This is a genomic window from Anaerobutyricum hallii DSM 3353, assembly GCF_000173975.1.
GTDB classification, from domain to species: Bacteria; Bacillota; Clostridia; order Lachnospirales; family Lachnospiraceae; genus Anaerobutyricum; species Anaerobutyricum hallii.
Genome location: NZ_ACEP01000006.1, coordinates 1 through 23,470, shown reverse-complemented (window position 1 = coordinate 23,470; position 23,470 = coordinate 1). Strand labels below are relative to the sequence as shown.

General features: G+C 38.8%; 20 protein-coding genes and 1 tRNA gene. 3 read left to right on the top strand and 18 right to left on the bottom strand.

Going from position 1 to position 23,470, the window contains the following annotated elements; genetic code table 11:
• Positions 1-114 precede the first annotated feature (114 nt).
• The 6 genes from fucO to EUBHAL_RS00425 form a co-directional block, all read right to left on the bottom strand.
• Positions 115-1,263 carry a lactaldehyde reductase gene (gene fucO, locus EUBHAL_RS00450; RefSeq protein ID WP_005343470.1) on the bottom strand — a complete coding sequence of 383 codons (1,149 nt, stop codon included), beginning with the start codon at positions 1,261-1,263 and terminating at the stop codon, positions 115-117.
• Between the two features lie 276 nt (positions 1,264-1,539).
• Positions 1,540-2,430 carry a S8 family peptidase gene (locus EUBHAL_RS00445; protein WP_005343467.1) on the bottom strand — a complete coding sequence of 297 codons (891 nt, stop codon included), beginning with the start codon at positions 2,428-2,430 and terminating at the stop codon, positions 1,540-1,542.
• Positions 2,431-2,526: 96 nt separating this feature from the next.
• Positions 2,527-4,434: a tetratricopeptide repeat protein gene (locus EUBHAL_RS15070; protein ID WP_005343466.1), complete on the bottom strand. Its 1,908-nt coding sequence runs from the start codon at positions 4,432-4,434 to the stop codon at positions 2,527-2,529.
• Positions 4,435-4,665 (bottom strand): rubredoxin-like domain-containing protein, encoded by a 231-nt coding sequence (locus EUBHAL_RS00435; RefSeq protein WP_005343465.1) that lies wholly within the window; start codon positions 4,663-4,665, stop codon positions 4,435-4,437.
• Between the two features lie 126 nt (positions 4,666-4,791).
• Entirely contained in the window at positions 4,792-5,373 is a 582-nt protein-coding gene (locus tag EUBHAL_RS00430; RefSeq protein ID WP_005343464.1) for a DJ-1/PfpI family protein, read from the bottom strand.
• A gap of 120 nt (positions 5,374-5,493) precedes the next feature.
• Positions 5,494-6,096 carry a DUF4125 family protein gene (locus EUBHAL_RS00425; RefSeq protein ID WP_005343463.1) on the bottom strand — a complete coding sequence of 201 codons (603 nt, stop codon included), beginning with the start codon at positions 6,094-6,096 and terminating at the stop codon, positions 5,494-5,496.
• A gap of 238 nt (positions 6,097-6,334) precedes the next feature.
• Between EUBHAL_RS00425 and EUBHAL_RS00420 the strand changes: the two genes are divergently transcribed.
• Positions 6,335-6,742, top strand: a complete 408-nt coding sequence (locus EUBHAL_RS00420) for a recombinase family protein (RefSeq protein ID WP_005343462.1) — start codon at positions 6,335-6,337, stop codon at positions 6,740-6,742.
• On the top strand, positions 6,721-7,077 hold the full coding sequence (locus EUBHAL_RS00415; RefSeq protein WP_005343460.1) for a DUF6506 family protein: 357 nt from the start codon (positions 6,721-6,723) through the stop codon (positions 7,075-7,077). The genes EUBHAL_RS00420 and EUBHAL_RS00415 overlap by 22 nt, the downstream gene beginning before the upstream one ends.
• Before the next feature lie 316 nt (positions 7,078-7,393).
• On the opposite strand, the gene EUBHAL_RS14545 is transcribed toward EUBHAL_RS00415, so the two are convergent.
• From EUBHAL_RS14545 to cooS, 8 genes are all read right to left on the bottom strand, one after another.
• Positions 7,394-8,416, bottom strand: a complete 1,023-nt coding sequence (locus tag EUBHAL_RS14545; RefSeq protein ID WP_005343458.1) for a helix-turn-helix domain-containing protein — start codon at positions 8,414-8,416, stop codon at positions 7,394-7,396.
• A 10-nt stretch (positions 8,417-8,426) separates the two neighbouring features.
• Positions 8,427-9,659 carry a PocR ligand-binding domain-containing protein gene (locus EUBHAL_RS00405; RefSeq protein WP_005343457.1) on the bottom strand — a complete coding sequence of 411 codons (1,233 nt, stop codon included), beginning with the start codon at positions 9,657-9,659 and terminating at the stop codon, positions 8,427-8,429.
• A gap of 528 nt (positions 9,660-10,187) precedes the next feature.
• Positions 10,188-10,532: a cupin domain-containing protein gene (locus tag EUBHAL_RS00400; RefSeq protein WP_005343456.1), complete on the bottom strand. Its 345-nt coding sequence runs from the start codon at positions 10,530-10,532 to the stop codon at positions 10,188-10,190.
• 462 nt (positions 10,533-10,994) lie between these two features.
• Positions 10,995-12,188 carry a methionine adenosyltransferase gene (gene metK, locus EUBHAL_RS00395; RefSeq protein WP_005343455.1) on the bottom strand — a complete coding sequence of 398 codons (1,194 nt, stop codon included), beginning with the start codon at positions 12,186-12,188 and terminating at the stop codon, positions 10,995-10,997.
• Between the two features lie 60 nt (positions 12,189-12,248).
• Positions 12,249-13,181 carry a glycyl-radical enzyme activating protein gene (locus EUBHAL_RS00390; protein WP_022170699.1) on the bottom strand — a complete coding sequence of 311 codons (933 nt, stop codon included), beginning with the start codon at positions 13,179-13,181 and terminating at the stop codon, positions 12,249-12,251.
• Between the two features lie 37 nt (positions 13,182-13,218).
• Complete coding sequence (locus tag EUBHAL_RS00385) at positions 13,219-15,816, bottom strand: glycyl radical protein (protein WP_005343450.1); 2,598 nt, start codon at positions 15,814-15,816, stop codon at positions 13,219-13,221.
• A gap of 396 nt (positions 15,817-16,212) precedes the next feature.
• On the bottom strand, positions 16,213-17,559 hold the full coding sequence (locus EUBHAL_RS00380) for a [FeFe] hydrogenase, group A (protein WP_005343446.1): 1,347 nt from the start codon (positions 17,557-17,559) through the stop codon (positions 16,213-16,215).
• A complete protein-coding gene (cooS, locus tag EUBHAL_RS00375) occupies positions 17,553-19,517 on the bottom strand; it encodes an anaerobic carbon-monoxide dehydrogenase catalytic subunit (RefSeq protein ID WP_044921150.1) in 1,965 nt (654 codons plus the stop codon). Before cooS ends, EUBHAL_RS00380 begins: the two co-directional genes overlap by 7 nt.
• 446 nt (positions 19,518-19,963) lie before the next feature.
• Between cooS and EUBHAL_RS00370 the strand changes: the two genes are divergently transcribed.
• Positions 19,964-20,260: a hypothetical protein gene (locus EUBHAL_RS00370; protein WP_005343440.1), complete on the top strand. Its 297-nt coding sequence runs from the start codon at positions 19,964-19,966 to the stop codon at positions 20,258-20,260.
• A 189-nt stretch (positions 20,261-20,449) separates the two neighbouring features.
• Here the strand turns inward: EUBHAL_RS00370 and bsh are convergent, their stop codons facing one another.
• The 4 genes from bsh to EUBHAL_RS00350 all read right to left on the bottom strand — a co-directional run bounded on the left by bsh (position 20,450) and on the right by EUBHAL_RS00350 (position 23,373).
• The gene (gene bsh / locus EUBHAL_RS00365) at positions 20,450-21,424 is read right to left on the bottom strand and encodes a choloylglycine hydrolase (RefSeq protein WP_022170704.1); all 975 of its coding nucleotides are present in this window, start codon (positions 21,422-21,424) and stop codon (positions 20,450-20,452) included.
• A 195-nt stretch (positions 21,425-21,619) separates the two neighbouring features.
• Positions 21,620-22,276 (bottom strand): hypothetical protein, encoded by a 657-nt coding sequence (locus EUBHAL_RS00360; protein ID WP_005343438.1) that lies wholly within the window; start codon positions 22,274-22,276, stop codon positions 21,620-21,622.
• A gap of 271 nt (positions 22,277-22,547) precedes the next feature.
• Positions 22,548-22,844, bottom strand: coding sequence for a type 2 periplasmic-binding domain-containing protein (locus tag EUBHAL_RS00355; protein ID WP_044921148.1), 297 nt, complete (start codon positions 22,842-22,844; stop codon positions 22,548-22,550).
• A gap of 458 nt (positions 22,845-23,302) precedes the next feature.
• A tRNA-Trp gene (locus EUBHAL_RS00350) sits at positions 23,303-23,373 on the bottom strand.
• Between the last annotated feature and the right edge of the window lie 97 nt (positions 23,374-23,470).

The following is a 23,470-nucleotide window of genomic DNA, read 5'->3' as shown; positions in this document are numbered from 1 at the left end:
GACAAACCAGAAGTTGTCTGGAGTTAGTTGAAAAAGAACCGGAAAACAGCAACGCTGTTTTCCGGTTCCCTTTATTATAATATTGATAACTTGACGTAGTTATATAAAATCCGATTACATTAATGACTGATATAAAGCTTTAATGTCTTCTTTTGTTGCATCCTTTGGATTTCCAGGAGCACATGCATCATTATATGCAGAATCTACGAGGAAGTCTAAGTCTTCTTCTTTTACGATGTCTTTTAAGTCCTGAGGAATCTTAACATCCTTAGAAAGCTGTGCTACTGCATCCACTGCTGCTTTTCTGTATTCTTCCTGAGTCATATCTTCTACGCCTTCAACTCCCATAGCGATAGCGATGTCTTTGTATTTTGTTCCTGTTGCATCTGCATTATATGCCATAACAGTAGGAAGAAGGATCGCATTAGCAACACCATGAGGTGTATCGTATACAGCACCTAATGCGTGAGCCATAGAATGAACGATACCAAGACCTACATTAGAGAATCCCATACCAGCAATGTACTGTCCAAGTGCCATGTCTTCTCTTCCCTTAGGATCATTTTCACATGCAGCACGAAGGCTTCTTGCGATAACTTCGATAGCTTTGATATGGAACATGTCTGTCATTTCCCATGCAGCTTTTGTGATGTATCCTTCGATAGCATGTGTCAGAGCATCCATACCTGTTGATGCTGTAAGACCATATGGCATACTGCTCATCATATCAGGGTCAACGATAGCTACTACTGGAATATCTTTAGGGTCTACACAAACAAATTTACGCTGTTTTTCATCATCTTTGATAACGTAGTTGATTGTTACCTCTGCTGCTGTTCCTGCTGTTGTAGGTACGGCAATGATAGGTACAGTTGGTTTTGTTGTAGGAGCTACTCCCTCTAAGCTTCTTACATCCTCAAAGTCAGGGTTGTTAATGATAACACCAATGGCTTTTGCTGTATCCATAGAAGAACCACCGCCGATTGCGATAAAATAATCTGCTCCAGATGCTTTAAATGCAGCTACACCAGTCTGTACGTTTTCGATTGTTGGGTTTGGTTTGATATTGGAATAAATCTCATATTCTAATTTTGCAGCGTCTAATACGTCTGTTACTTTCTTTGTTACTCCAAACTTAATCAAGTCAGGGTCAGAACATACAAATGCTTTGTTAAGTCCGTGTGCCTTTACTTCATCTGGAATAGACTGGATTGCTCCTGCTCCGTGATAAGATGTCTGATTAAGTGTAATACAGTTTGCCATGATACCCTTCTCCTTTACTGAACGTGTTTATTACTCTTTATTTCTGTTATTATTATAACAGCGCACCAGTAAACGAAAAAGATTTTTTTATGAATTTTGCCTGTAAATTTCCGTTTTTATTTATCTTTTTTGTGAAATTCAGCCGTACTTTTTGGTGCATTTCTTATGAAGGCAACAAAAAACATGATATTTTTTTGTCCTACGGACACAGGACAGACGAACCCATCTGGTAAAGAGACTCTCTTCGGGGGCGTCTCCCTTGCCTGCGGCAAATTCCTATTTAATCCTCAACATTCCTTCGGGATTTAGCAGGCCCCATCCCTGTCTGCTTTTTGCCATCCCACAGTCAACCGCGTTCTGCATCAGACGTATTTTTACATCTCTGTTTGACAGCCACGGTTCATTGGAAAGAAGCAAGGCTATTGTCCCTGATACAATCGGGGTTGCCATTGATGTGCCGCTTCTTTTTTTGTAACTTTTTCCATGATTATCGCAGCTTAAAATATTGGTAGCTGGCGCAATGATGTCAGGCTTACAGACACAGCTTCCAAGTACAGGACCCTGCCCAGAATATTCTCCGCCTGCTTCTGTTCCGGTTCCAACAGTAATAACTTTCCGGCTTGTTCCCGGGCTTGTAATCGTATGTGGTGCCGGCCCGTCATTTCCTGCTGCCACTACGACAACAAGTCCGGCGTTCCACAACTCCTCCACCTTTTTTACAAGAATATCTTCGTCAGGATTTTCTATATTTTTTACGGGCATTCCAACAGAAATATTTACAATTCGGATTCCATATTTTTTATGATTCAGACAAATCCATTCCATACCTTTTATCATATTTTTTATTTTCCCGCTTCCATCCCGTTCAAGTACTTTGAGCATTACAATACTGCTTTCCGGCGCAACCCCGATTCCACTCCCATCTCCAAACCGTCCTCCTGATGCGATAATTCCACTGACATGGGTCCCATGCCCATTATCATCAAAGGGACCTCTTCTATTTCTCACAAAATCCTGAAAATAAAGAATTTTATTCTGTGGAATAAAAAAGTCAGGATGTGCATAAATTCCTGTATCCAAAACAGCCGTAGTAATACCTTTTCCGGTAATACCACGGCTGTAAATCCTTCTTAGCTCTAACAAATTACCTACATTGGTCATTTCCATAGCCGCAGCTTTCTTTTTTTATCAGTATATGATAAGAAAGAAAAAGGGCTATTCAACATCACTGTACTACGTGTTTTACCAAAACGCTGTCAACAGTTATTCCACCCACGGGTTACTATTTCTTAAAGCTGGTTCCTGTATTCTTTTTAATACTTCCGGTCCCTGTGCAAGTAAAAATGCTTCTGAGGATGAGGTCAGTCCCTGTGCTTTTAATTCTTCCACACAGGCAACACAAAATTCTTCAATAATCCATTCCATTTCCCTGCTATCTTTTTCTAAAGATAAAACAGATAGCCTCTGCATTTTGTCATAAGCATTCTGCCCTAAGATTGGTAAATCTAAAAGTCCTCTGTGTACCCATTTATAATATGGCCGGTAAGCATGATTGAGCAGATAGACTAATGACATAGAAACGGACATAAACTCGCTTAATGCCAGACGGGAAGCTACATATTCTTTCCGTTTGTTACAGCGAGGGAAGTTATACTGGCCACTCTGTGCCATTTTCATAAGACGGGCGGCAATCTTTTTCAATCTGACATCTTCTGGATAGCCTTTCTTTAATTCCTCACGGATTCTTGTAAATTCTCCATAATTATCAAAGAAAACTTCTCCGTTTGTTACGGTAGAAAGGGCATTCTCCGGAATCTGCCTCCAATGAGAAAGAGTGTCTGGTACTCCCTCTGCCGCAGTAAACTTCCGATAAAAATCTTCGATGGTAAATACACCAACTCTGCCATCGCCATACTGGCTTTCCACTCTCGCACCAAAGCCCTGAAATGTTTTAGGCAATGTCGCAAGTCTATGCTTTAACCTCTCTCCGTAAACAGGCATATCTTCTTTAGGAATATAAATCTGAAAAGATGGTCCAAAGTCATGATCTCTTGAAATCTCATCATCAAAACCATAACACTCGGAGCCTTCTCCGATGAGGCCGGCTGCCATACGAGGAAGGAAGTTGGCAAACTCTCTTTCCAAAAGAGGATAGCATACTTCGTTAAAATATGCTCTGCATAAATCAAGCCCTTTGACAAAACCTGTCTCTACAACTTTGGGGCTGTTTTCTAATACCTTTCTGGCACTCGCCATTGCAGTTTCCAGATTATATTCCTGGGCACAGGAAGCTGTTGTCATTTCTTTTAAAGTTTCCTGCAAAATCTCATGATTACTCTTAATTTTATGCTCCTGCAGCTTTTCCTGAATCATCTCAAGATTCTTTACACTTGTCTTATAGGCATCACTTGACTCTCCAAGATGCTTTTTCGTAATATCTACGCTCTCGGTCATCACAGCTTTTGCTTTCTCATACTGCCCTTTTTCACAGTAAAGGATTCCAAGAGAATTTAAAGCTGCGGCATAAAGAACCGTTCCCTCATACTGCTGTTCTTTGTAAATCTCTATTTCTTTTTTGAGAGTTTCTTCTGCTAAAGTAAGATTGCCCTCTTTTTTATAGATATCTACAAGATTATGGAGTGTTGTCGCATACGGAATAATATACTCTGCCTTACCTTCTAATATATGCAGGCTGTGTTCTAAACACTCTTTTGCCCGTTCAAGCTTTCCCTGCTCATAATAGAGAAGTCCCAGATTATTCATTGTCCCCGCATAAATAAAATGACTTTCTCCGATTGTAATTTTGTAAAGAGCCAATGCCTGATAAAAAAGTGTCTCGCTCTCCTCCCACTGCTTCATCATGCGAAGCAGATTGGCAAGATTCACAAGCGTTGTTGCATAGTCAGGATGTTCTTTACCCCGCACTGTTCTTGCACAAATAACTGCCTTTCTTAAAATCTGTTCCGCCTTCTCATACAATCCAAGATTGCGGAGATGTCCACCATAATTATTATAAATTTCCAGTGTCTTCAAATTATATTCTCCGTAAATCTCTTTTGAAAGCTCCAATGCCTCCTCATAAAGAGGAACCATTTCCAGATTCTCTTCAGCATCTTCCATCTGCATCAGCTTATTTAAAATTTCGTTAAAACGCTCCATTTTCATAGGCATTCACTCTATCTTTTCAAACTGCTGCTGCCCTACATGACAGATTGGGCAATGGGACAATGTTGTAAATGGTCTCCCTTCTTTATTTTCATCGAAAATATATCCACAGACTTTACAGCGATACACTCCGCCAAGTCCGTGATCCGCTACATGTGGATTTCCACCCATACTCTCTAATTCGTCTATTTTTTCTTTTAAACGCATCTTATGCATTTCTTCTAAAAGAGAACCCATTACTGTTCCTCCTATTCTTTTTTAATCATATTTAATTCTTGCCTAAATTTCTTTCTCCTGCAAGATCAAATAAAATATCAATGAAACAATACACTAATTTTTGTAACTTACATAGCCCAGATACATTTATGGTCTGAAAATAAATTCACATCCTAATGCTTTTGCAAATTCTCTTAAAATTGCTGTATTTCCTGGCCATGCTGGTGAAGTGATCAGATTGCAGTCTACAACCGCTTCATCCGGTGCAACTTCAATATAATTACCTCCTGCTAATTTTACCTCTGCTGCTAATGCAGGATAGCAGGTAAGCTTTCTTCCGCATACAACATCTGCTGCAGTAAGAACCTGTGCTGCATGGCAGATAGCTGCTACTGGTTTTCCACTTCTTACGAAACATTTTACCAGAGAAATTACTTTGTGATCCATTCGGATATATTCTGGAGAACGTCCGCCAGTAATAAAAAGTCCGATATAGTCATCAAAATCTACTTCATCAAATGTTTTTGTTAATTTAAAAAGATGCCCTGGTTTTTCCGTGTAAGTTTGGTCACCTTCAAAGTCGTGAATGGCTGTCTTGATAAATTCGCCTGCCTTCTTTCCCGGACAGACGGCATCTACCTGATATCCAAGCATGGACAATGCCTGAAATGGCACCATTGTCTCATAATCTTCTGTAAAATCCCCAGCCAGTAATAATATTTTCTGCATGTTAATTCTCCTTTCTTATGTACTCGCGAACTGACATAAATCATCACAATATCGATATCTCAATATATTTAACTGAAACAACCGTCACAATGTCCCTGTGTCAGTACACTTAACTAAAATTTATGCCATTTCTTTTTCCGCTTCTTCTAAAGAAGAATAGCCATATGCCTGTACCATCTTCTGCATTGTAGCAAGATAACGGTTGTATTCTGGATTTTTCTCAATAGACAGAATAAAAAGTGCCAGTGTCTTTGCAGAATAAGTATAAAGTTCACACTTTAAATAATTTCTTACACTGACCGTTCCATCTACCCCAATTCCTTCTGCCGGTCTTCCATGTCTTCGGATATTCGGATATTTGATATCCGCTTCCTTTTCCCACTCCATATAAATAGAAGTGATTTTTTCAGCCATCAACTGTTTTTCTTCCGAAATCTCTGGAAGCAATTCCTTAATTGATAAGAAATATACCGGGTCTGTTTCCTCCATCATATAGGCATATTTCTCCATAATGAGATTTCTCTCCTGTGCTTCTGCCTGGACAATGTCTTCAAAATAGCTTTCAAGCACATCGGTATCCCAGCCTTCAAACTGACTGAGACGCATAATAAGAAAAGTTGTCCAGTCATCCTGGCAGGCTGCCCGTCCATTTACGCCCTGTACCTGCTGAAACATGAGCCATTCCTTTTCGACAATCTGCCGTTCAAGTTCTCGTCGTTCCATTATTCTCCTCCTTTACAGACTATTTCAGTATCATTTTAGCATTTTTATACTATTTTTTATAGGATTATCATGCTTTATCTATGGAAATATAACGATACTCCTTATTTCTTTTTCTATTCTTTTTCTGACTTTCGTTATTTCCCATAATTGTTCCCGTATCTTCCCTATCCTCCTTCGCCCTTCTGCTACAATAGATATAAGAATCTATATTTAAGAAAATGTACTGGAGGGAATTAATATGCGTATTGGAATTTATAATCATCAGCATCTCCGGGGTGGCTGTCCCATCTGTACACAGACCTATGTACAGGGGATGATTGCCGATGGTATGAAGTGTATGAATCGTGCAAAAGGTATTTATGGCGAAGATAACGAATTTGTTAATTATACAGATTTAGGAGACTACCCATCCGAGAATCTTGAACGTCCCGGCTTCAGAAGATTAATGAAAGATATTGAGGAAGACAACCTTGACGTTATTGTCGTAATCACACTCGACAAAATCACAACAGATATCGATCTTCTCATGGAAACATACCAGACAATCCGCAAACATAATATCCAGCTTATTACTGCTAATGACGGTAAAAAAGCAATGGAAATCTTAGATAAGGCGTTGGTAAAATGGCAAGAAAATTCAAATTAAACGAAGACAAATTTAAAGTTGCTTTCATTTTTGCAAATGAGGGCTGTAACCCGAAAAAGGACCGTTCCATCATTGAATCCGAAAAAATCATCATGTACGTTGTCGGATGTGCTGATTACAGCCAGGCAGAAACTGTAGCACAGGAAATGCTTGAAGAAGGATGTGCTGCTATTGATTTATGTGGTGCTTTCGGAAATGAGGGTGTTGCCCGAATCAGCAAGGCTGTTGATCGACAGATTCCTGTCGGTGCAGTCCACTTTGACTTTCATCCTGCTTTCAGAGACAAAAGCGGCGATGATCTCTTCCAAAAGGATTTTTGGTGTATTGGGCTTTAGAACGAACAGACGGACAGACGAAACCAGAGAGATTATATTCTTATATCTGTGACTTTAGTCGCGGCGTGTTGAATGCTCGCTTATGCGCTCGCATCCAACACTTGCTCCCAGGCCACAGATATAAGAATATAATCTCTCTGGTTTCTGTTTGTTAGCTGCTTTAGTTTAAGCCCAATTCACCATGGGGGTGATTTGAAGTTATAGTCTGTTATACTTTGCTTGCTCTGGAATAGATATAAGCTATAGATGTGATATTATAGAATTTCTTTTTTTGTGCCTTCGAAATGGCCTCCGCTCTTTAATTACTTCCGTTAAATCACCCTGCCTTCGAAGTGAGTTTCTGGAAATTCTTGTTGAATGCCGATGGGGTCTGTCCTTCGTATTTTTTGAATATTTTGCAGAAATATCCTGCTTCGCTGTAGCCAAGAAGGAAAGATATGTCTGAGATATTCATTTCACTTGTTGCCATGTAGTATTTTGCCTGTAGTAATTTACGAAGATGGATATAGTCTACGACACTGATTTTGTAATATTTTTTAAAGATACGACTCAGATAACCACTGCTGATTCCTGCCTCGTCTGCAAGTTCAGAAAGGGAAATCTCGTTATTTTTATTATTTTCTATGTACTGAAATACCTTGTTCATATGTGCATACTTCATTGTACAAAGCTGACGGAACACTTCTGTTATAATTTGAATGAGCCAGTGATAGCATATCGCACTTTTGGTCAATACTTTCATTGTAATCTCATATTTCTGGAAATAATAATTTTTCTGAATATTATCCATTCCGGGTATCATATAAAACAGACTGGATTCTAACATAGACAGCTTGCTCCTGCGCTCTCTGCGTTCACACTCTTCAAATAAATACTCTACTAATTCCTTCGCTGTATCATATGCTTTTTTATAATCTTTTTGCTCAATTGCTGCAAGTAATGCTTCCTGCTGTAAATTTTCTTCTTCATTTAGACTTGAAGCATTGTTTCTCTCGATTAATTCTGAAAGCTTTTTTCTCGATAATGGTTTATATAAATATTCCTCTACCCCTGCATCCATGGAATGACGAATCATCTGGAAACTACAGTAATTTGATAAAATATAGGTCGTAATCTCAGGAAAATGCTCCTTAATAAGATTACAGAGAGCAATTCCATTCTCCATGCCAAGAACAACATCACAAAATACAATCTGTGGATGATAGCGGCTTGCAATCTCGAATGCTTCTTTACTATTCTCCGCAATTCCAATAAGCTGGCATTCTTCCGTTTCCGCAATCATTCTGGAAAATGCCTGCTGAAACAATGGTTCCTGGTCAATCAATAAAATATTTATCATAGCCCCCTCCTTACTTTATTTCCTGAAATGGAATTTGTATCGTTATAACATTCGGATCTGCCGTTATCTCAAAGTCTTTGCCAAACTCTCTCTCATAACGCTTTCTTGTATCTTGTTCCTGCATCTGTGCAAAATTACCGTCTGTGATATCTGCTCCAAAATGCCCAACAGATAGTCCAGAACTTTCTAACTGTAAAACTACTTTACAGAAATCTTCTTTTTTCTCTGCATCAATATACAATGTTCCTCTGAAATGGCCTGCAAGAATTCCAAAATCAACCAGTTGTTCTACAAATGGGAAAATTCCAATAATCGGAATCTTCTGCTTCTCCACTTCCTTCTGACAATACACACGATACTCTAATCGGTTATCATACTGCTGTCTTAAAATATCCAGATAACATTCTATCTGCTTTAATTCTTCCGATAATGAAATAACTTCTGAAGAATTATCCAGATAATAACGCAAAACCGATGCCATTTCGGCCGTGATATTCTCCGTCCGGCTTGCATTCTCCAGAATAGAAAAACTAGAGACCGTCGTTAAAAGATTCAACATAAACTGCTTTGGTAACTTTCCTTTAAGAAGCTCATACTCAAGCTGTGATACTTTATCTTCTAACAACTTATTTCTCTTACGGATATCAGAAAGATGCACCTCTTTATGTTCTAAAGCTCCAAGTTTAATCGCCGTTGTTTCTTTTACTCCCATCTCTTTAAAAAGAAGGAAAACCATATCTGCTACAGCTACTACTCTCTTTTCTGTAAATGAAGTAATATTCTGATATTCTGTTTCTTCCCCAAGCTTATCTAAAAAAGCTTTTCTTTCCTGTTCTGTATCTCCAAGTTCACTATCTTTTAAAGCCTTCTTCTCACATCTTATCGGTCCCCCGATAATTGCCCCTATATACTGGTTATTTACAACAATCGGAATCGCCATATGAACAAGTCCATTTGGACAAGTAAAAATATACGGACAGTTTTTAATTGCACTTTTCGCTGCTGCAAACGCTCTCGTAATCTGACACTCACTGCAGCGTATATCTTCTTCCTTCCTTTTTTCACAAAAATCTTCCTCTTGTTCTCCCTTTGTAACCGGCTCCCCCTTATAATCAATAATAAAAAAAGAAATACCTGTCGCTTCTGCCAGCTTACCCTGTGTTTCTTCCAAAAACTTTTTACCAAATAAGCCTAACAAGCTAACTTCTTTTTTCCCTCTGCCATTTTTCTTTTCCGTTTCCATGTTCACCTCCAAAGGGATATTTACTTGTAAAAATAAAGACAAAAAATTTTACTTTTTTTACACTACACCCTACTTAGTATATATTTTATCATTTTTACACAAAAAATAAATTGGTTTTTTTGTGCTATTTCTCAATCATAGGAAAATATATTGCATTTACATGTAATTTTCTTGATTCTTTATTTGTGATAAGGAGAGCAAAATCCAACAAATAATTACCCCTCTTGTAATATGAGACAGACGAAAAATGAGAAGTCCTTCATTTCTGTTTTAGTAAACTAAACCTACAGATACCCTTCCCACCCCAACATCATGCATTTATATCTACTATCACCAAAGACCCCTCTTACTTATTTGTTTTATCAAAAAACAGAACCCCCGAAGAGAACCCTACCCTATATTTGTGGCCTTAGAGCGAGGATTGAATGTGAGCCATTAAGCGAACATTCAACCCGCAGCGATAGAGTCACAAATATAGGGTAGGGTTCTCTTCGGGGGTTCGTCTCCCTTAATAAAAAATCAAGCGAATCAGTCTTTATGAATCAAAGCCATAAATGCAAGATCCTTACATGATGATGCATTCTCAATCGCATGGCACTGTCCCGGAAGAATTGTACATACATCTCCAGGACCTACCTTTGTACGGCTTCCATCATCATCTACGAAAATTCCCTCACCCTCTAAGATATAATATGGTTCTGTTTCACCAACATGACGATGCCAGCCAACACTGGAATTCGGTTTTAAAACAACCTTTGCATATAACTTTCCATGTCCATATAAATCTTTCTCTGGAACAATCTCATGCACCTCTGCACAACCTTTTCCACCGCCAAGTTCCTGTTTCTGAATGATATTTGCTTTTCTTACCATTTTAAAAATCCTCCTTCTAAAATTATAATAGTAATATTCACAACCACTTTGCAAGCCTGCATCCACATCATAATGCTTTTACCTGTATGGTTACTTACTTCTATCATATAATTATATTTTAACTATTAATTACCATTTATGCAAGATGAATATTTCTTCTTCAAAGCGGCTCGCATAGAAATCCCCTGATTTAATCATCTATGTTCTTACTACCGTCTGTTGTTCCAAAAATTAAATCAGGGGACTGTCACCTTGCGACAGCCCCCTTTATGTGGATCAAGCTTATTGTTATTTCATAATCTATTTGTGAGAGTGTTGAGACCGATTATTTCAGAACAATTATGCGCTTGAATGACCCCTTAGCTATTTCACTATTCTAAAGTCTCAGTCGCTGAAACCATCTGACTTTGAATAGTTTCTATAATTATTAAAAAGTGTAATGATTGTTGTATTTAATATTTGTTAACGGTTTTTGTAGATTTCTTCTGCCACACGGGCAACTGCTTTTTCCTGAAGAATATTCACTTTATCTAACCGTTCCCACGGGAGATCAAGATCTGTTCTTCCAAAGTGTCCGTAGGCTGCGACTGGTTTATATTTCACCTTAGTGAGAGATAGGCTGTTTATAATACCTGCCACGCTGAAATCAAATACTTCATTTACAGTGTCTTCAATAATTTCCTTTGGTATTTCTTCTGTACCAAAGGTATCTATCTTTATAGATACTGGCTGTGGGATACCGATTGCATAGGCAAGATTAATCTCGCACTTCTTACAAAATCCGGCAGCAACCACATTCTTTGCGGCATATCTTGCCATGTACGCTGCGGAACGGTCAACCTTTGTCGGGTCTTTTCCTGAGAATGCTCCGCCTCCATGTCTGGCAATTCCACCATAAGTATCTACAATAATCTTTCTTCCGGTAAGACCTACATCTCCGGCAGGACCACCAACTACGAATCGTCCTGTAGGATTGATATGTATCTTTACATCCGGTAAAAGCAATTCTTTAGGAATTACTTCTCTTATAACATGCTCCTCAATATCCATTCGAAGCTTTTGTACAGAAACTTCTGCATTATGCTGTGCAGAAATTACAACATCTGTAACACCAAGGATTTCTCCCTGATTATTATATGCTACTGTAACCTGTGACTTTCCATCTGGATAGAGGTATGGAAGGATTCCTTCTTTTCTTACCTGTGTAAGTCGTTTACTAAGTTTATGTGCCAGTGAAATCGACAGTGGCATAAGTTCCTCTGTATCATCACAAGCATATCCATACATCATTCCCTGATCTCCCGCTCCAATAGTTCCGTTACACTGTGTAACTCCCTGAGCGATATCAGGTGACTGTACACCAATATTGGTAATAATTAGACATTCTTTTCCATCTATTCCTTTTTCTTTACTGTCATATCCTATTTCACAGATGACTTCTCTTGCCTTATTTTTAACATCAACCTTTGCGAAAGAAGCAACTTCACCAGCAATGAAAACCGTGTCTTCTGAAGCCATTGTTTCCAATGCCACATGGGCAGATGGGTCTTCCTCTAAATAAGCATCCAGTAAAGCGTCGGAAATCATATCGCATACTTTATCCGGATGTCCCTCTGTAACAGATTCAGAAGTTAATAATGTTATGTCTTTGTTCATTGTGAACCTCCTGTACCATTTTGGTATATATAAGGGATACCGCGGACTGCCTGTATCGATTTATCCTCCGATTTTACAGGTTAATCCTTCTTTTTCTACTATTGCTTTTAATTCTTCCATGAATTCATTTTCCGGCTTCTGTACATCGGCAAGTTCATATTCCTTGCCGAGCATTCCATACTTGTTACTTCCAAGATCATGATAAGGTAAAAGATGTAACTCATTTACATTATGCAGATAGGTTGTAAACTTTGCAATTGCCGCAATTACATTCGGACTTGCATTAAATCCTGGAATAACCGGAACACGAATGATCATCTTCTTTGCAAGACTAGAAATCAGTAATGCATTTTTAAGTATTTGCTCGTTACTTACACCAGTATACTCTTTATGTACTTCTGGGTCAATATGCTTAATATCCATCATGACCACATCAAGCCACGGAACAATCTCTTTGATTACTTCCTCAGAAGCCATACCAGTTGTTTCAATCGCAGTGGTCCAGCCGAATGACTTACAAGCCTTTAACAGCTCTAAAAGAAATTCGTGCTGTACCATTGCTTCACCTCCGGAGACGGTAATACCGCCTCCGGACTTTCTGTAAATAACACGGTCTTTGTAAAGTTCTCCCATCAGTTCCTCTACTGTCATCCACTTACCGGACATCTCAAGAGCCCTATGATAGCAGACATCAATACATTTTCCGCATGCAATACATTTTGTATGATCAATTTTTCCTGGAACGTTTAAATTAGAAGCACCAGTTGGACACACAACCTCACAATTTCCACAGCCGACACAGTTTTGTGCTTTAAACATGACGACTGGTTTTAATTCCTGCGATTCAGGGTTACAGCACCATTTGCAGCGAAGAGGACAGCCATTTAAAAAGGCAATCGTTCTTACACCCGGACCGTCATTTACAGAGAATCTCTGTATATTAAAGACAAGCCCTTTTTTACTTGTATCGCAGCTTGGTTCCATATTACTCATAGGTACTTCCTCCAGTTTATTTCAAAAATCTACTATTTTAGAAATGCTGTTCTGTACGAGCAATGATATCATCCTGTACTTCCTTAGCAAGTACTGTCCAGTGAGCGGAGTAACCAGCTACACGTACTACTAAGTCTTTGTAGTTTTCTGGATGTGCCTGAGCATCAAGTAATGTTTCTCTATCAATTACGTTGAACTGTACATGCATACCCTTCTTATCGAAGTAGTTACGAACAACTGCTGCGAAGTTCAGAAGTCCCTGATCACCTGCTACTGCAGAAGGTAAGAATTTCTGGTTGTATAATGTACCATTAGAGATATTTAACTGGTCAAGTTTAGCTACGGAGTTACCTGCAGCTGTAGGTCCCTTAACGTCATGACCCTGACGAGGGGAAACACCATCTGCAAGAGGTGCGTTGCTATAACGTCCATCTGGAAGAGCCTGTACGTCTTTACCAAATAATACATTAGCAGATACTGGGTAACATCCTGCCTGATACTGGCCTCCACGTGGGTTTTTGTATTTCTCAACTTCGTGAGAGTAAACCTGTGTAGCTTTACGAGCACACATATCAACTTCATCAATATCGTTACCGAAGCAAGGTGTTGCGTCGAGGATATGTCTGATTCTGTCGTATTCAGCTCTCTGAGCATCGCTGCAGCTTGTGCAAGCTTCAGATTTTGTATCTACGCTCATACTTAAGTTAGATCCTTTTTCTGCAAGAATCTTCTGAACAACTGCGTTGATGATAGATTCCATGCTATCTTCAGAAGATACGGAAACACTTTCCATAGCTGCTGCTGCAGGTTCTGCAGAATCTGTACTTAATCTTACGAATGGTCCATCGTAACATCCAGCACCAAGCTCAGCACCGAAGTTGTGTTCCATAGCATCGTAAATCTGCTGCATTGTTAAGTCTTTGTCTTCAAATACATGTTTCTTGATACAATAGATAGCATCACCTGTATCTACGTTACCAAATGCCTGAGGTCCTGTGAAGTTGTAGATAGCTCCACCTTCCATAACTGTTTTACCTCTTCCGATACAGTCATCAACTAATGCGGACATAAATGGTAATGGTGCTCTTTCTTTATGAGCGATATCAACAGCGTTATCTGCCTCAACTAATTTAGATACGAAGTACTCAATCTGAGTTTCATATGCTTCATATAAATCATCCATGGATTTCCATTCTGGCATAGGTTTTGTAACAGGTCCTAACTGTTTGCCATCACGGTTCTTACCACCATGAATAGCGATATCAAATACCTTAGCAACGTTAAAGAATGCTGCGTCATGCCATCCGTCTGTCTTGTGTGGACACTGAGGTTCTACACAACCGATGATACAGTAATTACGAGCATCTGCAAGAGTTAATCCTCTGTTACATAATGCGGGAATGATTGCTTCATCATTGTACATAGCTGGAACACCAGTACCAAGTCTTGCAAGCTCACAAGCTCTTAATAAGAACTCATCCGGTGTCTGGTTATGAATACGAACGGAGAATGATGGTGCAGGTAATCTAACGTGAGCTGCTGCATCCATACACATATAAGAAACTGGGTTTGTAGCATCAAGGCCATCTTCTGTCTGTCCACCAACACCAAAGTTCTGGAATACTGCGTATCCTGCAAATGCCTGATCAGATACATCATCACGAGTTTTGTTTACATGGTTTAATAATACGAAGAGGCAGTCGAGTAATTCCTGAGCGAATTCTTTAGAAATGCTCTTGTCTGCTTCTAAGTATGGCCACATATACTGGTCAAAACGTCCTGGAGAAATGGAATGTCCGTTAGCTTCAATCTGTACTAATGCCTGTACAAACCAGAAAGACTGACAAGCTTCATAGAAGTTTGTAGCTCCGTTTTCTGGAACACGGTCACAGTTCTTGGAAATCTGAAGTAATTCAGCTTTTCTTACTGGATCTGTACATGTAGCTGCCATCTCTGCTGCTTTTTTGCTGTATCTCTTAGCAAAGTTAATAGCTGCATTGTAAGAAATAATAACTGCTTCATAGAATGCTCTCTTCTGCAGATATTCCGGATCATTTGCATCAAGTTTGTTCATTGCTTCAACAACTTCTGCAATAACGCCCTTGAAACCGATTTTTAATACTTTACCGTAATCAACACACACGTGTCCGATACCACCGAAGTAGTAGTTACCAACTGTAAATACTCCACCAGCCTGGCAGTCAAGACAATCCTGGCTCATGTAGGAAGTAGCTAATTCGCTGGTAGTTTTACCCTTCCAGTATTTGAATACTTCGTGAAGGATATCTGCTGTTTCTTCAGTAATTACGAATGGGTCACACATACGAGTTGCCATTGTCTTGAACTCTTTTTCTACCCAGTCAAATGAGAACTCTGGACAAAGGTTTGTAGAACGAGGTTTTACGGAAAGAGCACCTACGATTAATTCGTTGTCACGAATTACAACTGGAAGATTGTTAAAAATCTTCTCGTTAGCTTTTGCTCTTCTCATAACTGCTGGCATACCCTCTGTCTCTTTGTAAGACTCTGTAATAAGTACGGCTCTATATGGCTCTACTTCTGGTACTGCGTTAACAACTTCTGCTTTTAAGGCTTTGATACGTGCGGTTGGTTCTGTAAATCCTTTTGCAATCATTACAATTTTCCTCCTTCTTACTGACACATAAAAATGTGCAATGAAAATGTTTGAGAGATGATAACTCAAAAAATTATCCTATAAATCCTGTAAATCAACCACTACTGAGCTTTCATCTGTCTTGCATTATACAGGAAAAAATAAGCAACAATTAGTAATATCCGTGTCAGTATGTGGCAATTATCAATCGGATATTTTTTACATTTATACAGTTTGCACAACAAAAAGAAACGTTGCTGCTACATTTTATTGCAACAGCAACGAATTACATCCTTCGATATGAAACAAATTGGTATCATTGCCAATAAAATATCGGCAAAAAATTCTCATTTTGCATTGTTTTTTTAGTTGTAATATCTAATTCTCATTTTTGAACTATTCCGCACATTCTTTATCTTATTTTCTTTTATAAGTAGTATGTAAAAGTTTTTCTGAAAGCATGCTTAATGGCTCTTTGAAAAATTCGTGATATATTGTTCCAATTTCCGGATTATCCATGGAGTTTCTGCGTTCTGCCTGCTCATCCGCCTGATAAAGCGACTGTATTCTCTTCTTTCTTACGACATCGGATACTGGAACACTTCCGCAATCCGGCTGTCCCGCTCCACTGATACAGCCTCCCGGACAGGTCATCACTTCTACAAAATGATAACCATTCATATCCTCTGCAAGGAATTCTTCCGCTGCAGCCGTTCCATAAAGAATACAAACCCGAAGTTTCTTTCCAGCGATTGTTACTTCTGCTTCTTTTCGATTGCTTAATCCTCTTACTGGACGAAGCTGATAAAAATCTGCCGGAGCTTCTTTTCCTTCTAATACTCTGTAAACGGTTCGAAGTGCCGCTTCCATAACACCGCCGGTATTTCCGAAAATCATTCCGGCCCCGGTTCCTTCTCCTAAGACACTGTCAAACTTAGAAGGAGTAATCTTATCTAAATCAAGTCCTTCCTCCTGACACCACTGTACCAGTTCTTTTGTCGTAATCACATAATCATTGTCACGCATTTCTTCTATATTAAGAAGCTTTCCTGCATCACATAATTCCTCTCTTGCGATTTCTGCCTTTTTAGCAGTACAAGGGGTGACTGCCACAGAAATAATCTTTTCCGGGTCAATGTGTTTTTTATGTGCAAAATAAGTCTTAATCACTGCCCCCTGCATTCCAATCGGACTTTTTGCAGAAGAAAGATGTGCCGTTTTATCTGGATGGAAGTTCTCCATATATTTTACCCATGCTGGGCAGCAGCTTGTAAACTGTGGAAGTGGTCCTGTTCCTTTTAAAATACGGGACAGTAATTCTGAGCCTTCTTCCATAATCGTAAGGTCAGCAGAAAAAGTAACATCAAATACATAATCCGCACCTAATGCTCTCAATGCACCAACCATTTCATCCTGTGCAAAGGTTCCCGGTTCTTTTCCAAATCCGTCTGCAAATCCAACTCTTACGGATGGGGATGTAGAAAAAACAACGATTTTATCTGGATCTTTGATAAGTTCTTTTACAATCTTATAATGCGGCTTGCCAATAATCGCTTTTTCCGGACAGTTTGCGCTGCACTGTCCACAGCCGATACATTGATAGGTTTCGCGAGGATTCAAAAGATACTTTGCCGCCACACCGATTTCTTCTTCGCAAATAGCAAAGCAATGCCCGCACTGGCTACACAACGCTTCATCCTTGATAATCGCAGGATTTCCCTCATCTACCGGAACCATAAAAGGAGTTGTTCGGTTCATTAACATACGGCATCTCCCCCTTTATCAATTCCAAGACCGATTCTTTTTTCTTTGATAATTTCCTCAAATTTCTGTGCCGCATCTTCAACTTCCGTCTCAATGATAAGCTGGCCTCCGGTTAAATCCTTTAACCCTTCTGTGAGAACATTCACTGCTACCTGACTTCCTGTTACAAATGGTGATAATGCCAGATGCAGAGGGAAGCCAAGTGCAAGTGCATATGCTCCATCTGCCAACGCCTGTTCCTCAAGCCACTGCGGTGCACTAATAACAACCGGAAGCTGTGGCAGATCCACATTCAGTTCTTTTGCTAATGCACAGGCAGCCATCTCAATTCGTCCAATCGCAAGACATGGACCAAAGTTAAGTACTGGTGGAACACCAAGTGCTGTACATATTTCTTTCAATCCTTCTCCACAAAGCTCTACGGCTTCCATTGTCATAAGTCCGCAGTTTTCTAATCCACCACAGGTACAGCCGGCGGATAATACAAGAATATCTTTCTTAATTAATTCTTTTGCAAGCTCTACGGTAAATACATCATGCCCTTTTGCTCTTAAGTTAGAACATCCAACAATTGCAGCAATTCCTTTAATCTTTCCTGCAACAATCGCATCAATAAGCGGCTGTAAAGTTCCACCTAAAGCAGCTACTAAAGTATCTTCTGATAAACCGGTAATGGATTTGTCAAAACCATGCTGTGCCATGACATTGACACGCTTTTCTCCTTCTGCCGGAGCGGTTCCATATAATTTTTCTTTTCTGTTCTTAAATCCACATAGAGCATCTGCGATAATCTGACTTGTAATCTTTTCTTTTTCTTCTGCTGTGTATGGTAATAATTCTGCATTTGCCTTTTTTGCCACATCATCAAGACAAAGCATCTTAATATCTAACTGTTCACAGATTGGCTCGATTCCCGGAATCGTACAGTTAAATTCGGAAACAACCAAATCCACACATCCAGTCATTAATACCGCTTCACTTGTATAGTTATTACCTGCATGTCCACAGTATACATCTTTATAGCAGCCAGAACGAGCCTGATAATCCTGCCCCACACAAGTACAGCCTACAATACGGATTCCCTTTGCACCGACAAGCTCGGCAGACTTTTGTACAATTTCTGATTCTAATTTTTCTTCCAAATCTGCAAACATGGACTGCTGATGTCCTGTAATCATAATATTAATATACTCTGGATCAATGATACGGAAACCAACCGGATCCATACTAATCTGTGGTGGTCCCATAATAATATCGTTCATGAGATTTGTAAGAATCAGTCCGTAATTACCTGTGGAAATACCTAAACGTAAGCACTGTAACAACATGTCCATCGGATCTGAATTCAAGTTTGTCGATGTCTTTACAACCGCATTAAAAATCTCGTCTTTTGCTCCGCCTGGTAAAATTCCAAGTTTCTCCCACAGTTCATAACGCTTTGGAAGAGCAATATTTTTCATGAGTGTCATCTTCTCATCATATGGCTTTCTGATGTCTGCAAGAACTGCATCTGCAATCATCTCTGCTGTTTTCGCACAACTGTTATGGCAGTCCGGCCCACAGTTACCACAACAGTTGATCTGTAAAATCTTTGCAAGTTTCGCAACAGAGTCCTTATATTTTGGTTTCTTGCCTTCTGCCTGTAATTCCTGCGCCAACTCTTTTAATCTTCTTGCGGTATTTTCAACAACATGCGTGTAACATCCTGAGCCAGCAGCCACCTGTCTTAAGAAATTTCTGCACGCAATCGTATCCGCATCTGCTCCACACACTCCTTTTGGTTTTGACGGAGACAGTCGGCATGGACCATTAGAGCACAATCTACAACATACTCCCTGTAATCCATAACCACATTTGTTCTGCTGTTTCACCATCCGATGATGGGAAGTATCCATCGGTGCATTCTCAAGAAATACCTCCAGCACCTTGTCCGCACTACTGCAAATTTTGTCTGCCATTACATAACCTCCTCCTGATTTTCCTTTCATTCTTTCATCACAACTCACCACAGCTACTTCACGCTAGAGCGTGTTTGAAAAAACATTCCTGTAAATACTGCCATCTACAATGAGTTTTTTAATGAAATTTTCCTAATAAGTTTTCCTATTCATCGTAATTATCCCAATTCGCAGTACTCCTGCTCCAGAGTATGTTAAAAAAACATTCCATCACAGTTTTCTACAATATCAATAATTATTCTCATTATAGCAAACCAGTTCCATTCACTCTTGGACAATCCTTTCATAAAATAGGGAAATGTGACACTGATTTTTTGTCTTTCCATGATTCACAATAGAATCTGTAATATTTCTATAAATAAATGGTATTATTCCTATATTGTCTTTAAAATTTATCTTATAATAAAAGATAATCAGACATAAAAATCAAAGGAGAAGTGTACAAGATGATTGAAATTGCAAACTTAGAAGAATGGACAAAAGAATATTTCTCAGATCCTGAAAACCAGAAAAAAGCAGAAAAAGCCTGTGAGCGTTATGACCGTCTCATGGTAAAAAATATTAAACGCCAGTTAAGTGGCGGAGCTGAAAAAATCTTTCTCAACGAAGAACCGGCAGATGACCCTGGTAAGTGCATGGAGAAAGCAAAATATGAGGTGATTCCATTCGCTAAAGTTGATGGCAAAAAGGGAAAAGTGAAGATAAATATGCTCGACCAGACAGCTGAATTCGTTCCGGAATAAACTTTGATTTGCCGCAGGCAAGAAAGACGCCCTCAAAAAGAGGATATACCCCACATATGTGACTCTAGTCGCGGCAGTTTGAATGTTCGCTTATGCGCTCGCATCCAAACCTTGCTCCGAGGCCACATATATAGGCTATCGGTTCTCTTCCGAGGCGTCCCCTTGCCTACGGCAACTCAAAATTCACTTCTAATTCTGCCAGTAAATCTGCTCTCCTTTAATAAGCGGATATTTTATCAATTCTTTTTCATTGAGATTCTCCCCAAACATATCTACCGCTGATATCTGATGATTTTCATAGGTTGTATAATAATAAATTCCCTTATTCGTATTGCAACAAGATGTGTAGAGTGTAATTTCGAACTTTCCATCGGCAACTTCACAGCAGCCTCTCTGCTGATCTACTGATCCAAGAATATGGAAAAACTGGCTGATGCTCGCTTTTTCAGATACACCGGAAAAAGAATTCATTTTTGTGAATGCGACTCTTACAAATCGGGATGTAGATGATAAATCCCCTGGAAGTCCTAGTGCTCCCATTCCTCTGCTGTATGCATTGAAGTTTAGTTTATCGGAGAAGCGATTCTCTGGCTGTTTTGGAGAAAGCCCTATATAATTATTTAACTGGAACATTTGCTGTTCAAATGGAGGGTTATTGGTAAGGACGCCTACTGGATTGTCATAAATATGCATTCCGTCTTTCATGCATTCTACAGTGATTGCCTCATTTTCATCAGCAATGATCCAGTGAAGCTGTGCAGATGGAAGTTGTTCACTAAAAGGGGTACCTACAAGATTCATTTTGTTTAAAGATTCTCTGGCTTCTTTTACAGTGGCACACTTGCTTAAAATCCATGGAATGAATTCAAACTGTGCAACATTTTCTCTGCCTTCTTCTACTTCCTGATAGACTGCATTCCCTACAAAGTTAAGCCCTGCCATTGCAAGGCCTTTTTCGTTTACTGCGTCATAATATAATGGATAATCTCCGGCTACATGTGCCATACCGATCATTGCATAATGAGATACTACTTCGCCCATATGTCTGAAATGAAATGGATATTTTCGCGGTGTTACGGTTATCTCATCCCCATATGAGAATTCATAATCTAATGTTCTGCCAAAATAAAAATCCTGTGTTTTGTATGTTGCTGCTGTACACATAAATTTTGCTCCTCCTTCTACTGCTGCCAACTCCCCTCCACCTAAAAGTAGTGAATTTCTGTACTTGGCTTGTTAAAGATATTATTTATAAAATTGATAAAATTATCTTGTTTAATTATTCCTTTTCTAACCTTTTAACTTTTATTATTGTCGCTAATTTTAATTTTTATCAGGGATATTTCTATGAGCCAATTCTTATGCTATCCACCATGTTCCATCTGCGTGTTGCTGTAAAGAACCAAGCGTCTCTGATAACAAATTCCCTTTAAAGTCTCTCTCTACTACTTTTTCATAATAGTTATATTCTTCGGTTTCACAATCATTTTCATCGTCCCAGCCTTCTTCTACCCAGGCAGAAAGATATACTTTTTGGTCTGCTATCATACTTACACTTTCATTAACACCCTTGGAAAATCTAAAACTTTCCGGATAATAGCTGACAAATTCGTCATCCTCACTTACAATGTAAACATCCTCTCCAATAATACGTAGATTATAAAGATCCACATCTTCTATATTAAGTTGTATAATCATCTCTGGATTTTTATCTGGATAATATTTGAAAAGAGTAATTTTCCCACTATTATAATCTCCCTGTAAAAACCAAAAAGATTTCTTTAAATAAACAGGAGTTCCATATAACACATTTCTCTGTTTTTGAAATGGTTCATAAACTTTACCATTATTGTAATCATAAAAAGAAATAGTTGAACCTTGATACCCACCTTTTTTTGACCATTCAATCATATCATAAAAGTCTGTTGTATCACTCATTGCATATCCGATACGGGATTGACCTGGAATCTCTTCAATATATCTTCCTGTCACAACTTCAAAACGATTAAGTTTCATAAATATTCTCCTTCTTTCGATTAAGATTTCACCTGTTTTATTATATCAGCTTCTCGGTTTCATAGCAGCCTTTCCACTCAGACAAGTATAATTTATGCCGGCACCAATAGATTATGTTATGTCTGCTTTTTCTTACCTGATATATGGCTGGGTTATAAAATGGCTTCGGCATGGCATGAAGGAAACCAGTTCAGCACGTATTGCCATATTTGATATTTCCACCAACTGGACAAAAAGGGGATAGTTTGGAATGAACGCCTATCATTAAAATTTAATCCAGATTGCAGCAGATTTCTTGAAGTCTGGAAATAACTTTATCGTTAACTGTATTTTTACGGCAGACCAAATTAATTTTCCACGGAATAGCATCGTAAAGTTCTATCTTGCGAAGACCTGCCAGCAATTCTTTTTCAGGATGAACATCTGCGTCAATGCCAATTCCAATCTTTTCTTGACAAAAACGATAAATTAACGAATTTTCCATTGTGCAAAGAACAATATTAGGCATGAATCCAAAGTCACTGCAACACTGGATAAGATTATGATAACTGGAATATTTCTGGTTCATAGAAATCAGCGGCTGTTCCTGAAGATTCTGTATACATCATTTCCAATCGTAATCGGTTTGCCTATTCCAAGATGTTCTTTGATCTCCCACATGAATATTTTGGCCGTTGTCACACATAAATCCGGGACACAAACACACATCTTGCCCTACCAAACCAAAATATTTTTTTATCAATACCGCCTGTTCATAGTTTTTCTTCCTCTGTCATTGTAACCCTCCTGATTTTTCTTCAATATATATTTCATTTTGGCTGTTTGCAAATTATAAATATACCATTATATGATATGAATATACGGAAAATCTGTCACTATTTTTTCTTAATAATATAAATGGTATTTTCTCTTGTCGATGAAGAATATCTTGATGCCAATGGAAATATTCTTTGGGATAAATTTACCCTTTTCGGGCAAAACAAAAGAGCTTGAAAACCTTTTATAGATTTTCAAGCTCCTAAAGTACAGGGGATGAGAGAATCGAACTCCCACCAAAGGTTTTGGAGACCCCTATCATACCATTTGACCAATCCCCTATATTTAATTTCAAGGTATGTACCCTCAAAACCACACACATTATATCATATCTCTTTGAACTTTGCAAGTACTTTTTTCAATTTCCAATAACTCTTT

Coding starts and splice junctions, on each gene's coding strand:
- fucO (WP_005343470.1), bottom strand. CDS start 1,263: ATGGCAAACTGTATTACACTTAATCAGACATCTTATCACGGAGCAGGA.
- EUBHAL_RS00445 (WP_005343467.1), bottom strand. CDS start 2,430: ATGGAAATGACCAATGTAGGTAATTTGTTAGAGCTAAGAAGGATTTAC.
- EUBHAL_RS15070 (WP_005343466.1), bottom strand. CDS start 4,434: ATGCCTATGAAAATGGAGCGTTTTAACGAAATTTTAAATAAGCTGATG.
- EUBHAL_RS00435 (WP_005343465.1), bottom strand. CDS start 4,665: ATGGGTTCTCTTTTAGAAGAAATGCATAAGATGCGTTTAAAAGAAAAA.
- EUBHAL_RS00430 (WP_005343464.1), bottom strand. CDS start 5,373: ATGCAGAAAATATTATTACTGGCTGGGGATTTTACAGAAGATTATGAG.
- EUBHAL_RS00425 (WP_005343463.1), bottom strand. CDS start 6,096: ATGGAACGACGAGAACTTGAACGGCAGATTGTCGAAAAGGAATGGCTC.
- EUBHAL_RS00420 (WP_005343462.1), top strand. CDS start 6,335: ATGCGTATTGGAATTTATAATCATCAGCATCTCCGGGGTGGCTGTCCC.
- EUBHAL_RS00415 (WP_005343460.1), top strand. CDS start 6,721: ATGGCAAGAAAATTCAAATTAAACGAAGACAAATTTAAAGTTGCTTTC.
- EUBHAL_RS14545 (WP_005343458.1), bottom strand. CDS start 8,416: ATGATAAATATTTTATTGATTGACCAGGAACCATTGTTTCAGCAGGCA.
- EUBHAL_RS00405 (WP_005343457.1), bottom strand. CDS start 9,659: ATGGAAACGGAAAAGAAAAATGGCAGAGGGAAAAAAGAAGTTAGCTTG.
- EUBHAL_RS00400 (WP_005343456.1), bottom strand. CDS start 10,532: ATGGTAAGAAAAGCAAATATCATTCAGAAACAGGAACTTGGCGGTGGA.
- metK (WP_005343455.1), bottom strand. CDS start 12,188: ATGAACAAAGACATAACATTATTAACTTCTGAATCTGTTACAGAGGGA.
- EUBHAL_RS00390 (WP_022170699.1), bottom strand. CDS start 13,181: ATGAGTAATATGGAACCAAGCTGCGATACAAGTAAAAAAGGGCTTGTC.
- EUBHAL_RS00385 (WP_005343450.1), bottom strand. CDS start 15,816: ATGATTGCAAAAGGATTTACAGAACCAACCGCACGTATCAAAGCCTTA.
- EUBHAL_RS00380 (WP_005343446.1), bottom strand. CDS start 17,559: ATGTTAATGAACCGAACAACTCCTTTTATGGTTCCGGTAGATGAGGGA.
- cooS (WP_044921150.1), bottom strand. CDS start 19,517: ATGGCAGACAAAATTTGCAGTAGTGCGGACAAGGTGCTGGAGGTATTT.
- EUBHAL_RS00370 (WP_005343440.1), top strand. CDS start 19,964: ATGATTGAAATTGCAAACTTAGAAGAATGGACAAAAGAATATTTCTCA.
- bsh (WP_022170704.1), bottom strand. CDS start 21,424: ATGTGTACAGCAGCAACATACAAAACACAGGATTTTTATTTTGGCAGA.
- EUBHAL_RS00360 (WP_005343438.1), bottom strand. CDS start 22,276: ATGAAACTTAATCGTTTTGAAGTTGTGACAGGAAGATATATTGAAGAG.
- EUBHAL_RS00355 (WP_044921148.1), bottom strand. CDS start 22,844: ATGAACCAGAAATATTCCAGTTATCATAATCTTATCCAGTGTTGCAGT.